This is a genomic window from Duganella sp. 1224, from assembly GCF_013408245.1.
GTDB lineage: Bacteria > Pseudomonadota > Gammaproteobacteria > Burkholderiales > Burkholderiaceae_D > Rugamonas.
Map to the genome: position 1 here is coordinate 418,154 of NZ_JACBYS010000003.1, position 15,513 is coordinate 433,666.

10 protein-coding genes are annotated in these 15,513 nt (G+C 65.8%); 3 read left to right on the forward strand and 7 right to left on the reverse strand.

Going from position 1 to position 15,513, the window contains the following annotated elements; translation table 11 throughout:
• Window positions 1–97 precede the first annotated feature (97 nt).
• The 7 genes from FHW58_RS18440 to FHW58_RS18470 all read right to left on the reverse strand — a co-directional run bounded on the left by FHW58_RS18440 (window position 98) and on the right by FHW58_RS18470 (window position 9,000).
• Window positions 98–2,248 carry a pseudouridine synthase gene (locus FHW58_RS18440; RefSeq protein WP_179674604.1) on the reverse strand — a complete coding sequence of 717 codons (2,151 nt, stop codon included), beginning with the start codon at window positions 2,246–2,248 and terminating at the stop codon, window positions 98–100.
• The gene (gene scpB, locus FHW58_RS18445; protein ID WP_179674605.1) at window positions 2,235–2,948 is read right to left on the reverse strand and encodes an SMC-Scp complex subunit ScpB; all 714 of its coding nucleotides are present in this window, start codon (window positions 2,946–2,948) and stop codon (window positions 2,235–2,237) included. Before scpB ends, FHW58_RS18440 begins: the two co-directional genes overlap by 14 nt.
• Before the next feature lie 243 nt (window positions 2,949–3,191).
• Window positions 3,192–4,217 (reverse strand): glucokinase, encoded by a 1,026-nt coding sequence (locus FHW58_RS18450; RefSeq protein WP_179674606.1) that lies wholly within the window; start codon window positions 4,215–4,217, stop codon window positions 3,192–3,194.
• A 230-nt stretch (window positions 4,218–4,447) separates the two neighbouring features.
• Window positions 4,448–5,398: a VTT domain-containing protein gene (locus FHW58_RS18455; protein WP_179674607.1), complete on the reverse strand. Its 951-nt coding sequence runs from the start codon at window positions 5,396–5,398 to the stop codon at window positions 4,448–4,450.
• 25 nt (window positions 5,399–5,423) lie between these two features.
• Window positions 5,424–7,082 carry an ABC transporter ATP-binding protein gene (locus FHW58_RS18460; protein WP_179674650.1) on the reverse strand — a complete coding sequence of 553 codons (1,659 nt, stop codon included), beginning with the start codon at window positions 7,080–7,082 and terminating at the stop codon, window positions 5,424–5,426.
• Window positions 7,083–7,093: 11 nt separating this feature from the next.
• Window positions 7,094–8,083: an ABC transporter permease gene (locus tag FHW58_RS18465; protein WP_179674608.1), complete on the reverse strand. Its 990-nt coding sequence runs from the start codon at window positions 8,081–8,083 to the stop codon at window positions 7,094–7,096.
• Window positions 8,080–9,000 carry an ABC transporter permease gene (locus FHW58_RS18470; RefSeq protein ID WP_179674609.1) on the reverse strand — a complete coding sequence of 307 codons (921 nt, stop codon included), beginning with the start codon at window positions 8,998–9,000 and terminating at the stop codon, window positions 8,080–8,082. The genes FHW58_RS18465 and FHW58_RS18470 overlap by 4 nt, the downstream gene beginning before the upstream one ends.
• A 400-nt stretch (window positions 9,001–9,400) precedes the next feature.
• On the opposite strand from FHW58_RS18470, the gene FHW58_RS18475 reads away from it, so the two are divergent.
• From FHW58_RS18475 to FHW58_RS18480, 3 genes are all read left to right on the forward strand, one after another.
• Complete coding sequence (locus FHW58_RS18475) at window positions 9,401–12,280, forward strand: TonB-dependent receptor domain-containing protein (protein ID WP_229265396.1); 2,880 nt, start codon at window positions 9,401–9,403, stop codon at window positions 12,278–12,280.
• 192 nt (window positions 12,281–12,472) lie between these two features.
• Entirely contained in the window at window positions 12,473–12,595 is a 123-nt protein-coding gene (locus FHW58_RS27740) for a hypothetical protein (protein ID WP_255484687.1), read from the forward strand.
• 182 nt (window positions 12,596–12,777) lie between these two features.
• Entirely contained in the window at window positions 12,778–15,444 is a 2,667-nt protein-coding gene (locus FHW58_RS18480) for a TonB-dependent receptor (protein WP_179674611.1), read from the forward strand.
• The last annotated feature ends 69 nt before the right edge of the window (window positions 15,445–15,513 follow it).

Consider the following 15,513-nt stretch of genomic DNA (forward strand, 5'->3'; position numbering starts at 1 on the left):
GAACTTCTACTAGGCTAGATATTATAACCTTATATGCTGTTCGCCGCAATGCCGCACGGGCGGCATGACAGGCAAACAACAAGGCAAAGTGCGCTGATTAACCCTTGCGGCGACGCGGCATGCCATGATCCATGGCGCCACCGCGCGGCGGCTGGCCGCGGCGCGGCGCGCCACTGGCGGCGCCAAAGCCGAAGGTGGTCTGCAACGGATCCGGCTGGCGCGGACCCCGGCTCGGGCCCTTGGACTGCTGGCCGCGGGCCTGGCCCTGCGCTTGTCCCCGGCCACCCTGGCCTTGTGCGCGCGGACCCGGCGCCTCGCCCAGCGGACGGCCGCCGGCGTACGCGCCGATGCCCTGCGGACGGCCACCCGGACGGCCCGACGTCTGGCCGCCACCCTGGCCCGGGCGGCCCTTGCCGCCGCGGTTGCCGTTGCCGGCGCCGTTGCCGCCATTGCCGCCATTGCCACCGCCAAAGCCGCCCTGGCCACGGCCGCCGTTGCGGGCGGGCTTGGCGAACGGCAGCGCGTTGGCGTTGCTCAGATCGGCGCGGTTGAAGTTCGGCTCGTTCTCGTCGTCCTCGTCATCATCGTAAAAGTCACGATCATCGCGCTCGTCACGGCGCTCGGCGTGCTGGTCGCGGCTGCCGTTGCGGCCGCGCTTTTCCGGGCCCTTGTTCGGCGCCGGCTTGGCTGGCTGCTTGGCAGGCTGCGCGCCGCCCTTCTTCTCGACGCTGTAGGCGGCCATCAGGCCGCGCACCGCGTTTTCTTCCATCTCTTCCCAGCGGCCGCGTTTCAGGCTGCTTGGCAGGGTCATGGCGCCGTAGCGGGTACGGATCAGGCGCGACACGGTCAGGCCGATCGCCTCGAACATGCGGCGCACCTCGCGGTTGCGGCCTTCGCCGATGATCACGCGGTACCACTTGTTGATGCCCTCGCCGCCGCCGTCGGCGATCTTGGAGAACTGCGCCACGCCGTCTTCCAGCTCGACGCCGGCCAGCAGCTTCTGGCGCATGCCCTCTTCCAGCTCGCCCAGCGTGCGCACCGCGTATTCGCGGTCGATGCCGTAGCGCGGGTGCATCAGGCGGTTGGCCAGGTCACCGGAGGTGGTAAACAGCAGCAGGCCCTCGGTGTTGAAGTCCAGGCGGCCGACGGCCAGCCACTTGCCGGCCTTCATGGTCGGCAGGCGGTCGAACACCGATGGGCGGCCTTCCGGATCGTCCATCGAGACGATTTCGCCGGCCGGCTTGTGGTAGATCAGCACGCGCGGCGGCTTTTTGCTGACGCGGCGCTGGATCAGCTTGCCGTTGATGCGGACCGCGTCGGTCGGCAGGATGCGCTGGCCGATGTGGGCCGGCTCGCCGTTGACCGACACGCGGCCGGCGACGATCAGTTCTTCCATGTCGCGGCGCGAGCCCAGGCCGGCTTCGGCCAGCACCTTGTGCAGCTTCGGCGCGTCGTCCTCGGCGGTCAGGTCGCGGCGCGCGGCCTTCTGCGGCTGGCGGCCCTTGCCGTCGTCGCTGTCGAACGCATCCGAGGTGACGTAGGAGAAGGCGGCATCGGCGTCGTTCAGCTTGGCGCCGCCGGCGTTCTGGCCGCCGCGCTGCTTGCCGTTCTTCTTGTTCTTGCCGTTGCGCTGGTTGTTACGCTCGTTGCGCGGCTTGCCATCCTTGGCGACGGCCGGCGCGGCGGCGCCTTCCGCGCCTGGCGCGGGTGCTGGCGCCTCGGCGGCGTCGGCGGCCACCGGCTCCGGACGCGGATTGGCGGCCTGGCGGGCGGCGCGCTGTTCGCGCATCTGGCGCGGCCCACGCGGACGCTGCTGGCGCTCGGCGCGCTCGCCGGCTTCGGCGGACGCGGCCGGCGCTGCGGCCTCAGCGGCGGCCGGCGCGCTAACGGCGGCTGGCGCCTCGGCGCTCACCTCGGCGGCTGGCGCGGCCTTCCGGGTGCGCGGCTTGGCCGGCTTGGCGGCCGGCGCTGCGGCGGCATCGGCCTCAGCTGGGGCGGCGTCGGCGGCGGCATCGGCCTTTTTGGCGCGCGATTTTTTCACTGGCGCCAGCGTGTTGGCGGCAACCGCATCGGCGGTTTCGCTGTCGGCCTTGGTCTTGCGCTTGGGCTTGGCGGCTGGCGCGTCGCCGGCGGAAGCGGCGGCCGCCGCGTGGTCGGCCTCGATCTGGGCTTTGGTACGGCGCTTCGGCTTGACGGCAGCTTCGGCCGCCGCTGCGTCGTTCGTCACAGGGGTATCAGGTTTGTTCATTATTCGTTTCTTGGTTGTGCTCAGCGTCAACCGTTAAATCTGGCGCAGGGCCGGGTTCTTGCTCAATGTCTGCGGAATCGGCACTGTCCTGCTGCGCCGCTTTATCAAAGTTTTCTTGCAGAGCCGCTTCCAGGGTTTCCATCGCGTTCTGCCCGTCGCTGATTTGCTGCAACGGCGGCAGCTGGGACAGCGAATTCAAGCCCAAATCATCCAAAAACTGCTTGGTGGTGCCCAGCAAGGCCGGACGGCCGACCACATCGCGGTAGCCAATCACATCCACCCAGCCGCGGTCCTCCAGCATCTTGATCGTCTGCGAGTTGACCGCGACGCCGCGAATCTCCTCGATATCGCCGCGCGTGACCGGCTGGCGATAGGCGATGATGGCCAGCGTTTCCAGCGTCGCCCGCGAATACCTGGGCGGCTTTTCCGGATTGAGCCGGTCCAGGTACAGCTTCATCTCGGGGCGGCTCTGGAAGCGCCAGCCGCTCGACAGGCTGATCACTTCCACGCCCCTGCCGGCCCAGTCGAGCCGCAATTCTTCCAGCAATTCCTTGATCGTATCGGCGCCGACGCCGGGGCCGCGCGGCCGGTCCTGATCGTCCAGCTCGACAAACAGTTTTTTCAGACTGTGGATCGACAACGGCTCACGAGCGCATAGCAAGGCGGTTTCGAGGACTTTTTTAGCCTCAACTGTATCCATAAGCAAAATCGAAAGAAATCAATCACATTCAGTGAGGCTGGCGGGAGGACTCGCTGAAGCTGCTTTTCCGACACCAAGGCCTATGCGCACCTGGCGGGAAGGAGGGACATGCCGGCAACGGCCTAAGCCCTTGCTTTCTACGTGAAACGTGGGCAGGAAGCCAGACGTTTCATCCAACACCGCGAATTGTACCTGATAAAAGCACAAAACGCGCATTTCGACGTCATTGAAATGTAACTGAGTTTACTCAGCGGCAAGTCGCTCCGACAAGATTGCAGAAACACCAACAAATGCCGGATATTCGGCCGTGATCACCCAGGTTGGCACGGCGGCCAGGTATTTGTTGAAGCGGCCCTTGGCTTCGAAGCGGGCGCGGAAGCCGGAACGGTCAAAGCGCTCGCCCAGCTTGGGCACGATGCCGCCGCCGATATAGATGCCGCCCTGCGCGCCCAGCGTCACGGCGATATTGCCGGCGATGGTGCCCAGCATGCAGCAGAACGCCTCGATGGCCTGGTCGCACAACGCGCATTCGCCGCTCAGGGCGCGGCGCGAGATGTCGGCCGCGCTCAGTTTTTCGGCCGGCAGGCCGCCATGGTCGGCCAGCGCGCGGTAAATCAGTTCGATGCCGGCGCCGGACATCAGGCGTTCGGCCGAGACGTGCTCGAATTCTTTCCAGGCGTACTGCAGGATCGCCACTTCGGTCGGATTGGCCGGCGAGAAGGTGACATGGCCGCCCTCGCTCAGCAGCGCGGTCCAGCCGTCCTTGCCCGGGACCAGGCCGGAGACGCCCAGACCGGTGCCGGCGCCGATCAGGCCCAGCGGGGTGCCCGGCACGCCGACGCCGCCGCCCACCTGGTGCTTCTGGCTGGCCGACAGCTGCGGCAGCGAACTGGCCAGCGCGGTGAAGTCGTTGACCACCACCAGGGTGTCGAAATTGACTTCGCGGCGCAGCGCCTCGATCGAGAATGCCCAGTGGTGGTTGGTCATGCGCACCATGTCGCCGGTGACCGGGTTGGCGATGGCGATGGCGCCGTTGCGGATGCCGGTGACGCCCGCCTGGGCGACGGTCGGCGAAGCCAGATACGCAACCAGGGCGGCGGCCAGGGTTGGGTAGGCGGCGCACGCCAATACTTCGATCGCTTCAATCCGGCCCGGCGCGGTTTCCAGCGCAAAGCGCGCATTGGTGCCGCCGATGTCCGCCAGCAGACGCGGGCCACCAGGGAACACAGTGGTCAGGGAGGGAGGCGTTTGTACGGACTGAGCTGTCATGATGGATCGAAAAAAGTTGAGGCTTAAGCTTAAAGTATTTTCGCCAACTCAGGCAAGCGGAGTTTGTAGTTTTAGTACAGTTTTGCTACAGAACTTCGGGAAACGGGGGATTTGGGGCGTAGTATGACTACCGTTTCGGGATGCGACACCCCGCGGCGCAGCGGTGTGCGGGGTCTGACCCCGAACGGGGCCAGACCCCATCGGGTAGGGGTGCGGGTTGAATGTATTTATTAGGCGGAGGCGGTTTTGTCCTGCGGCAGCGATTCGCTGCGGAACGCGGCGTTCCACGCTTCCAGCCCGCCATGCAGCGGACGGGCGCGGTGGAAGCCCTGGCCGATCAGGCTCTTGGCCACGTGCGCGGCGGTCACGTCGTTCGGGCAGCTGCAGTAGACGATGATCGGCCGGCTCTTGTCCAGTCCGCTGATCTCCGCGCTCAGCTCGCCGCCATTGAACAGCAGCGCGCCCGGCACGGCCGGGTCCAGCATCTGCGCGGTGGCGCTGCGGGCGTCGACCAGAATCGGCTCGTGCCCCTGCTCCATCAGATGCTTGAAGTCATCGATGGTGATGCGCTCGATTTCCACCGACTGGCGGAAGCGCTTGCGCTCCACGTATTTGAATGCCACAAACAGGCCCAGCAACACCAGCAGCACCACCAGCGCGGTCGTGCCCATGGTGCTGAGGATGTCGAGCAACTTGTCCACGCTGGTGTGGAAGAAGGCGCCGATGGCGATGCCGGTGCCGGCCCACAGCAGGCTGCCCATGATGCTGAAGCACAGGAAGGTCCCGCGCCGGGTGCCCAGCGCGCCGGCCAGCGGCGGCGCGATCACGTTAAAGCCGGGAATGAACTTGGCGACAATCAGCGCCTTCGGGCCCCAGCGCTTGAAGTTGTCCTCGGTCTGGCTGACGCAGTAGTCGGGCGACAGCGAAATCTTGCACAGCAGCTTGAGGATGCGCTTGCCGTAGAAGCGGCCGGCGCGGAACCAGAAGCTGTCGCTGATCAGGCAGGCCAGCATGGCCACCGCCAGCACGGAAAACCACGACGCGTCGCCATCAACCGACATGGCGCCGGCCACGATCAGGATCGGGAAGGCAGGAATCGGCATGCCGATCTGCTCGATCAGCACGATGCCGAACACGATCAGGACGCCATATTGTTGGAGCAGGAGGATTAAATTCGCCATACGGATATCTTAACTTAAAAAACGCTTAACCGCTGCCGGACGCCGCCGCCAGCAAGGCCCGCGTGTACGGATGTTGCGGATTGCGGTACAGCGTGTCGGCATCGGCCAGCTCGACCACTTCGCCCTGCCGCATCACCAACACCTCGTCGGCCATGTAGCGCACCACCGCCAGGTCGTGGGAAATGAACAGGTATGACAGGCCCAGCTCATCCTGTAAATCCTGCAAAAGGTTGAGCACCTGCGCCTGCACCGACACGTCCAGCGCCGACACCGACTCGTCGCACACCAGTATCTCCGGCCGCAGCGTCAGGCAGCGGGCGATGGCGATGCGCTGCCGCTGGCCGCCGGAAAACGCGTGCGGATAGCGGGTGATCGCAGATGCGGGCAATCCGACCTTTTCCAAGAGGGCCAGCGCCATGGTCATGCGCTCGTGGTCGTCGGCGCCAATGCGGTGGATGCGCATCGGCTCCAGCAGAATGTCACCGACCGTGAAGCGCGGGTTCAGCGAGGCGTAGGGATTCTGAAACACTACCTGGATGCGCCGCTTGTAGTCCTGGAATTCCCGCGCCGGCATGGCCAGCAGGTCGCGGCCGCCGAACAGCGCGCGGCCGCCGCTGGCTTGATGCAATCGCAACAGGGTCAGGCCGAGGGTGGTCTTGCCGGAGCCGGATTCCCCCACCACGCCCAGGGTCTTGCCGCGCGCCAGCGTGAACGAGACCTCCCGCACCGCATGGAATTCCTTCCGGCGCAGCCAGCCGTCGCGCAGCGTGAAGGTTTTGCTCAGGTGGCGCACCTCCAGCAGCGGCTGGTCTGCCGGCGACCGCCCGCGCCGGCGCGCCGGCTGCGGCGCCGGCGTGGCGCCCTCCAGGTAATCGGCGATGACCGGCAGCCGCCATGGCCGCGCGTCCAGCGGCGGACGGCAATGCAGCAGCGCCCGCGTGTATGCGTCGGCCGGCTGCCGCAACACCTGCTGAGCCGCGCCGCTTTCGCGCACCACGCCGTGGCGCAGGACCACCACCTGGTCGGCCATCTGCGCCACCAGCCCAAGATCGTGCGTGATAAACAGCACCGACATGCCATGCCGCTGTTGCAGCCGGGCCAGCAGCGCCACGATCTGCTGCTGGATGGTGACGTCCAGCGCGGTGGTCGGCTCGTCGGCGATCAGCAGACGGGGCGCGCAGGCAATGGCCATGGCGATCATCACGCGTTGCTGCTGGCCGCCGGACAGTTCGCCCGGGTAGGCATCGATGCGGGCGGCGGGATCGGGAATGCCGACCTCGTCCAGCAGTTCCAGCGTGCGGCGGCGCGCCTCGGCGCGGCCCATGCCCAGGTGCAGCCGCAGCACCTCGGCGATCTGCGCGCCGACGGTGAACACCGGGTTGAGCGACGACATCGGCTCCTGGAAAATCATGGCAATGTCCTTGCCGCACAGCGCGCGGCGCTGCTTGCGGTCCAGCGCCAGCACATCGCGGCCGTCGAAAACGATGTCGCCGCTGACGGCCGCCGCCGCGTCGAGCAGGCCCATCACGGCCAGCGCGGTCAGCGACTTGCCGCTGCCCGACTCGCCCACCAGCGCCACCGTGGCGTGGCGCGGCACGCTGAAGCTGATGCCCTTGACCGCTGGCGCGGCGCCGAAACCGATGCGCAGGTCGCGCACCTCCAGCACGTTCGACACGTTCTGCATCTCCGACGCGCTCACGACGCCGCCCGCGGGTCAAGCGCGTCGCGCAGCGCGTCGGTGAGCAGGGAAAAAGCCGTGACCAGCACCGCCATCGCGCCGGCCGCCGCCGCCAGCTGCCACCAGCGGCCCAGCAGCAGCTCATGCTGCGCCTCGTTCAGCATGCTGCCCCACGACACCGTGCCGACCGGGACGCCGAAGCCCAGGAAGCTGAGGATGACCTCGGCCTTGATGAAGCCCACCGCCAGGATCGACAGCTGCACCAGCGCCACGTGGCTGACGTTGGGAAAGATGTGGCCGAACATGCGGCGCCAGTGCGAGGCGCCGATGGCGTCGGCGGCCAGCACATAGGCGCGCGTCTTGTGCTTCAGGTATTCGGCGCGGATCAGGCGGTAGGGGCCGGTCCAGCCGGTCAGGCCGAGGATCAGCACGATGGTCAGCACGCCCTTGTGCTGCAGCACCGCCGCCACCGCCAGGATCATCAGCACCGACGGCATCGCCGTGAACATGCTGTAGAACCAGGTGAACACATCGTCGACCACGCCGCCGCAATAGCCGGACACGGCACCGAACAGCGTGCCCAGCCCCACCGCCACCAGCGCCGCCACCAGCCCGACCACGATCGAGGTTTCGCCGCCCTTGATGGTTTTACGCAGCACGTCGTGGCCCCACTTGTCGGCGCCGAACGGCAGCGTGGCGCGGCGGCCAGCCTCCGGCGCGGTCGCCGCCCCGCTGCGCGCGGCCAGGCTGGCGCGCAGCGCCCGCAGGTCGTCCGCCAGCGGATCGAAGGGATTGTCGGGCACGGCGTGCGGCCGCGCGGCCGGCGCGACCGCCTCCGCCGCCGCGCCCACCAAGGAAGGCGGCGCGTAGCTGAGCGCCACCTCGTTTTCCCAGCCGGCGGCAACTAGGCCGGCGGCCGACAGCGCCGCCATCAACAAAAAGGCCGCCACCACCGCCAGCGACGCCATGGCCAGCCGATCGGCGCGCAAGCGCTGCCAGGCCGTCATGCCAGCCTCACCCGCGGATCGACCGCCTGGTACAGCAGGTCCGCCAGCAGATTGAACACCATGGTGGCGGCCGCCACGTAGACGGTGATCGCCTTAATCACCGGAAAATCGCTGCGCTCCACCGCCAGGATCACCTCGCGGCCGATGCCGGGAATGCCGAAGAAGCGCTCCAGCAAAAAGGCGCCGATCAGCAGCGCCGGCAGGTTGGCCATCACATGCGTGAGGATGGGAATGGCGGCGTTGCGCAGCACATGCACCCACAGCACGCGCCGCTCGCTCAGGCCCTTGGCGCGCGCGGTGCGCACATAGTCCTGCCCCGCCTCGTCCAGCACGAAGCTGCGGAACAGGCGCAAGGTCGGCGCCAGCGACACCGCCAGCCCGATCAGCACCGGCAGCACCGCGTAGCGCCAGCCGCCCCACCCTTGCACCGGAAACCAGCCCAGCCGGTACGCCAGGCCGTACTGGAACACGATGATGTACACCAGGATGCTGATCGACATGCCCACCGTGCACGCCAGCATCAGCGCGCGGTCGGTCAGCGTGCCGCGCCGGAAGGCCACCGCCAGCGCCAGCGCGACGCCCAGCACGGTTTCCAGCACGGTCAGCGGCGCCAGGATCGCCAGCGACGGTCCCAGCCGGCTGGCGATCAGTGCCGACACCGGTTCGCCGGTAGCCCAGCTCAGGCCGAAATCCAGCGTGGCGACCTGTTTCATGAAGATCCACAACTGCACGTAATACGGCTGATCCACGCCCAACTGGCGGCGGATGGCGGCAATGGCGTCGGCGTCAGCCATCTTGCCCGCCAGCAGATAGGCCGGGTCGCCGCCCACCCAATTAAACAGCCCAAACAACAGCAGCACCACGCCGACCATGGTGGGCAGCATTTGCCCCAGGCGGCGAACTGTAAACGCCAGCATCTCGCTCCTCTCGCCGAAAAACGGTTCCCACAATACCGCAGTTTCGGCACCCGCAACAGCCAGGCCAGTACCGCGCGCAGCTGTCGCGTAAAAGTAACGTAATGTTGCTGCATGAACTCAGTTTCATTAAAACAGGATGCACCAATATGAACCAAGTTTCATTCCTCGCCGCCACACATTTGCGTCGTTTTTGATTACAAAACAATGTTTCCGATGTTTTATAGCCTATGCGTACCAAATTAGAGCGCTTCGCGCACCAAATTGGCACATCATTTTGTCAACATTCAGTCGCTCCTTGCACGTTGACAGTGGCCGTCCGCGAATGATTTGATGGATTAAAGCAGCACAAAAAATAACGAATTCAATATAGGGAGTGACAGCAATGATGGTTGAAACAGCAATGGCACGATCGATTCGCCTGATCTGCGCTGGCGGTCTGGCGTTCGGTCTCCACGCCGCCGCGATGGCCCAGCAGGCCGCTGACCCGGACACGATTGCCCGCGTGGAAATCACCGGTTCGTCGATCAAGCGCATCGCCAAGGAAGGCTCGCTGCCGGTGCAGACCCTGAGCCGCGCGGACATCGAGCAAAGCGGCGTGCAGAACGTTGCTGACCTGGTGGCCCAACTGCCATCGATGCAGGGCTTCATCACCTCGTCGGCTTCGGTCAACGGCGGCGGCGGCGGCGTACAAACGGCGTCGATCCACGCCATCGGCACCCAGTACACGCTGGTGCTGCTGAACGGCCGCCGCATGGCGCCGTATGGCACCGGCAGCGCGGTCAACCTGGCCAGCATCCCACTGTCGGCCGTGGAACGGGTCGAGATCCTGACCGACGGCGCCTCCACCCTGTATGGTTCGGACGCGATCGCGGGCGTGATCAACTTCATCCTGAAGAAAAACCAGACCGACCTGATCGTCGAAGGCACTTACAACACGCCGCAGAAATCCGGCGGCAAGAGCAGCAACTTCTCCATCAGCAAGGGCTGGGGCAACGTCGAGGCCGATGGCTTCAACGTCCAGGTCTCGTATGCCCACGATGAGCAGAAGGAGCTGAACGCCTCGCAGCGCGACTTCGCCAAGTCGGGCGTGCACAAGTTCACCCACAACGGCAAGCAATACGCCACCTGGCAGACCTCGATCAACTCGACCCCGGCCAACGTGGAAGTGGTGACTGCCGACGACGACGTCGTGCTCAACACCGACCTGCTGACCAAGAACGGCTGCACCCAGCCCAACACCTTCGCGCGCAGTGGCGCCTGCCGCTTCGACTACGCCGCCACCGTGCAACTGCTGCCGGAACTGAAGCGCGACAGCGTGTTCGCCAACGGCACCCTGAAACTGGGCAAGGACACCACCGCCTACAGCGAACTGGTGCTGTCCAAGTTCACCAACACCGCGCGCTACGCGCCGGCCGCCCAGCCGCTGACCGTGTTCAGCACCGACCCCGATACCGGCGTCAAGAGCGTCAACAACGCCTACCTGGGCGCCTACAACAGCTCGGTCGCGCCGTTGCTGGCCAGCCAGGGCGTCAACCCCGCTGACGTGACCGACGCCTTCCTGTACTACCGCGGCGCCGACGCTGGCGGCCGTACCGACGAGTACCGCACCGACGCCGTGCACTTCGTGGCGGGTGTGGACAGCACCATCGCCGGCTGGGACGTGGGTGCCTCGTACACCCACTCGCAGAACAAGCAGACCGACAAGGCGCTGGCCGGCTACATGAGCGGCAACAAGTTCGAGGAACTGGTCCGCACCGGCAAGTACAACCCGTTCGTGTCGAGCACCGGCGCTGCCGCCGTGCTGGCCGGCGCCGTGCTGCAGCAGGACCTGGAAGTGACCAAGTCCAAGATCGACGTGGTCAGCGTGCACGGTTCGCGTGAGGTGTTCGACCTGCCGGGCGGCGCTGCCGGCCTGGGCCTGGGCGCCGACTTCACCAAGCAGACCTACACCGACACCCCGTCGCAGATCGCCATGGGCCCCGGCCCCGGCAACCCGGGCTGGACCGACGTCGAAATCGGCGGCGGCACCGGCTCGCAGGCGCTGGACGCCAGCCGCAAGAACTGGGGCGCGTTCGCCGAACTGCTGATGCCGCTGACCAAGACGCTGGAAAGCACCGCCGCCGTGCGCTACGACAGCTACGACGCCGTAGAGAAAAACAACGTCAGCTACGATACCGCCGGCAAGGCCGCGCCATCGGGCAAGCTGGGCGAGGATGTGGCCAAGGCCACCTACAAGCTGTCGGCGCGCTGGACCCCGGTGCAGTCGCTGCTGGTGCGCGGTTCCTACGGCACCGGCTTCAAGGCGCCAACGCTGAACAACATCGCCGACCCGCTGAAGAACGCCGGTTCGTCGAACAACTTCCCGTGCCCGATCACCGCGCCGACCGATCCGCGCTCCAAGTACTGCCGTCCGGGCTCGTCGGAATACGGCCTGCTGGACAGCGGCAACCCGGCCACCGGCGCCAAGGCGCTGAAGGCCGAGACCTCGAAACAAGCCACCTTCGGCTTCCGCATCGAGCCGACCACCGCGCTGTCGGTGGGCCTGGACTGGTGGGACGTCAAGCTGAAGAACCAGATCCGCACCTTCTCGCAGGATCAGCTGTTTGATCAGAACTCGTCGCTGGCACAGCAGTACATCGCCGTGTACGCCGACCCTATCCAGAAGAGCAACGTGCTGGTCGCGATCCGCCAGCCGCTCAACCTGGCGTCGTCGCGCTACTCCGGCCTGGACTGGGACACCACCTACCGCGCCAGCACCCCGATCGGCAAGGCCAGCATCAACTGGACCGGTACCTACATGCTGAAGGCCGAGCAGGAAACGCCGGATCCGCTGACCGGCAAGTCGGTCAAGGAAAAGTCGATCGGCCGCTTCGACTCCTACGACGACGTGGTGTTCCGCGTGGTCAGCCGCATGATCTTCACACTGAAGACCTCGGACAAGCTGTCGAACTCGCTGACCTTCAACTACCGTTCGGGCTACCACGACAAGCCGCTGACCGCGGACGACGCTGCCGTGCGCGTGGTCAACGCCGACGGCAGCATCGGTGGTGTGACCGCCATGCTGGACCACGACGTCAGCTCGTACACCACGCTCGACTGGCAAGCCAAGCTGAACTACGTGAAGAACCTGACCATCACCGCCGGCATCCGCAATCTGCTGGACCGTGATCCGCCGTTCTCGATCCGCAACTCGGGCGGCGGCAACCAGGTCGGCTACGACGGCCGCTACGCCGACCCGCTGGGCCGCACGTACTACGTCACCGCGCAATACAAGTTCTAAACCCTGCCGAGGGTAGCTTCCAAGGCCGGCCCCGCGCCGGCCTTTTTTTATTATTCACGCGAACGATAACGCATATCGGCCAAGATATTCAACTTAGCTATGGCGCATATCCAAACACGGAATTGTATTTATATCTGAGCCTGCTGTAATCTACCCCTATCGACATTTACCGCAGTACACAGGAGAGCCGCCATGACCACCGCTACCGCCACTTTCGCCGCCAAGCCAGCCACCACCTTCTCGTGGGGCCGCCTGATCCGCCGCACGCTGGAAAGCCTGGGCAAGCACTACGCGCACGGCCCGTACGTGCTGTAAAAGGCAACGCTGCAAAAAAATCAAGGGCCTGCGGGCCCTTTTTTTTCGCCGTTGTTTTATATAAACAGACAATCTTTTCAAATTGACACGGCCGCCCCGACAGTGAAATTATCGACAACAGGCCCTTCGTTGTGAACGAAGGTTCAATTCATAAGATCAAGTTCGCTTTGGGAGTAGAGCAAATGTTGAAAGAGACCGTGTTGTCCCGTTCCATGCGCCGTGTCTATGCGAGTGGCGTGCTGGGACTGGGATTGATCGCGCCGCTGGCGCAGGCGCAGAGCGAGGCGCCGATGCAGCGCGTGGAAATCACCGGGTCGTCGATCAAGCGGCTGGCGGCCGAAACCGCCAATCCGCTGACCGTGATCAAGGCCGACGATTTCGTCAAGCAGGGCCTGACCACCGCCCAGGAAGTGCTGGACCGCATCCCCACCAACAGCTCCAGCTTCGGCTCGGCCAACGTGGTCGGCGGCAACAGCTCGGGCCTGCCGACCGGCGGCCAGGCCAGCGCCGACCTGCGCGGCCTCGGCGGCGACAAGACGCTGGTGCTGCTGAACGGCCGCCGCATCGCCAACCACCCGTACGACGGCGCCAGCGTCGACCTCAACATCATCCCGGTGTCGGCGCTGGAACGGGTCGAGGTGTTGCGCGACGGCGCCTCGGCCATCTACGGCACCGACGCCATCGGCGGCGTGATCAACTTCATCACCAAGCGCTCGGTGCAGGTCACCACCATCACCGCCGAGGCGGTGCTGCCGCGCAAGGACGGCGCCGACGAGAAGCGGGTCAACCTGTCGAGCGGCTTCGGCAACCTGGACACCGACGGCTACAACGTCTTCGGCGTGTTCGACTACCACAAGCTGGACATCCTGACCTCGCAGCAGCGCGAGTTCTCCAAGACCGGCGTGATCCCGGAGCGCGGCCTCAACCTGACCTCCGGCACCACCTTCCCCGGCAACTACTTCGACCCGACCTCGGGCGCCACCGGCAACCCGTATTTCGCTTCCGGCTGCGACGCCCCGCTGTCGATTCCGCGCGCCAGCAACGGCACCTGCCGCCAGGACTACACGCGCCAGATCGACGACCTGCCGGAACAGAAGCAGACCTCGTTCTTCGGCAAGGCCAGCTTCAAGCTCAATGGCGACCACCTGGCGTCGATTGAATACCTGCACTCGGAAAACGACGTGGTGTCGCACACCGCGCCGCCGCCGCAGACCGGCCTGCTGTTGCCGAACACCAGCAAATACTATCCGGGCAACAGCGGCGGCGTGCCGGCCATGCCGGGGCTGTCGGGCGATCCGCTGTCGGTCAACTGGCGCCCGACCGAGGCCGGCCAGCGCGAGATCAACTCCAAGGGCGCGGCCGACCGCCTGGTGTTCAGCGCCGAAGGCCTGTTCCGGGAATGGGATTACAAGGCCGGCTTCACGCTGTCGGAAAGCCGCTCGGCCGAGTACTTCACCGGCGGCTACGTCAACGACGCCAAGTTCGCCGCCGGCGTGGCCAACGGCATCCTCAATCCGTTCGGCAAGCAGGACGCGGCCGGCAAGGCCTACCTGGACAGCACCGCCCTGCGCGGCAAGGTGCAGAACGGCAAAACCCGCAACACCGGCATCGACGCCAAGGCCAGCCGCGACCTGATGGACCTGGCCGGCGGCAAGCTGGCGGTGGCCATCGGCGCCGAGCTGCGGCGCGAGGAGGCCGACTTCAACGTCAACCGCGACATCGCCGGCCAGGCCTCGTCGTCCGGGCTGTCGGGCTCGCAGTCGACCGACGGCGCGCGCACCATCAAGGCCATCTTCGGCGAGGTCAACCTGCCGCTGCTGCCGGACCTGGAAGTCAACCTGGCGGCGCGCTACGACGATTACAGCGACGTCGGCAGCACCACCAATCCGAAGCTGGGCCTGCGCTACCAGCCGAGCAAGCAGGTGCTGCTGCGCGGTTCGGCCTCGACCGGCTTCCGCGCGCCGACGCTGTTCGAGAAGAACGCGCCGCTGTCGAAGAACGACACCAACAACTCGTACAACGACCCGATCCTGTGCCCGGGCGGCGTGCTGTCGTCCAACCCGATCGCCAACCCGCTGCGCGACTGCGACCTGCAGCAGTACAAGCTGCAAGGCGGCAACCAGGACCTGCGGCCGGAAAAATCCAAGACCTTCTCGGTGGGCGTGGTGCTGGAGCCCGTGCCGCAGGCGACCTTGGCGGTGGACTACTGGAACATCCGCCTGAAGGACAAGATCAACGCGCTGCCGGAGGAAGCCATCTATGGCGACTACGAGAAATACAAGGCGCGCTTCCTGCGCAACCCGGACGGCTCGCCGTACGCGATCCTGGACCTGAAGGAAAACCTGGGCAAGGTCAACACCGACGGCGTCGACGTCAGCCTGACGCTGCGCTCGGGCACCACCCAGGCCGGCAACTTCACGCTGACGCTGGACGGCACGTATGTGCACAAGTATGAGTACCAGGACGAGCGCGACGGACCGTTCATCCAGAACGTCGGCCGCTATGCCGCCAACAATCCGGTGTTCCGCTGGAAGCACAACCTGGCGCTGAACTGGCGCCTGGGCGACTGGAACGCCACGCTGGCGCAGGCGTTCAAGTCCGGCTATACCGACCAGAACCTGGACATCGACCCGCAGTACCTGAACAAGGTGCCGTCGTATGCGCTGTGGAACCTGAGCGGCAGCTACACCGGCTTCAAGGGCGTGACGCTGACGGCCGGCGTCAAGAACCTGCTGGACAAGGAGCCGCCGTTCTCCAACCAGGGCACGCTGTTCCAGAAGGGCTATGATCCGCGTTACACCGATCCGGTGGGACGCGCGCTGTACCTGCGCGGCAGCTACAGCTTCTGACCGCGCCCGCGCAACCCGCACACCGCCGGCGCCAGGGTCTGCCCCCGTACGGGGTCAGACCCTTCCGGT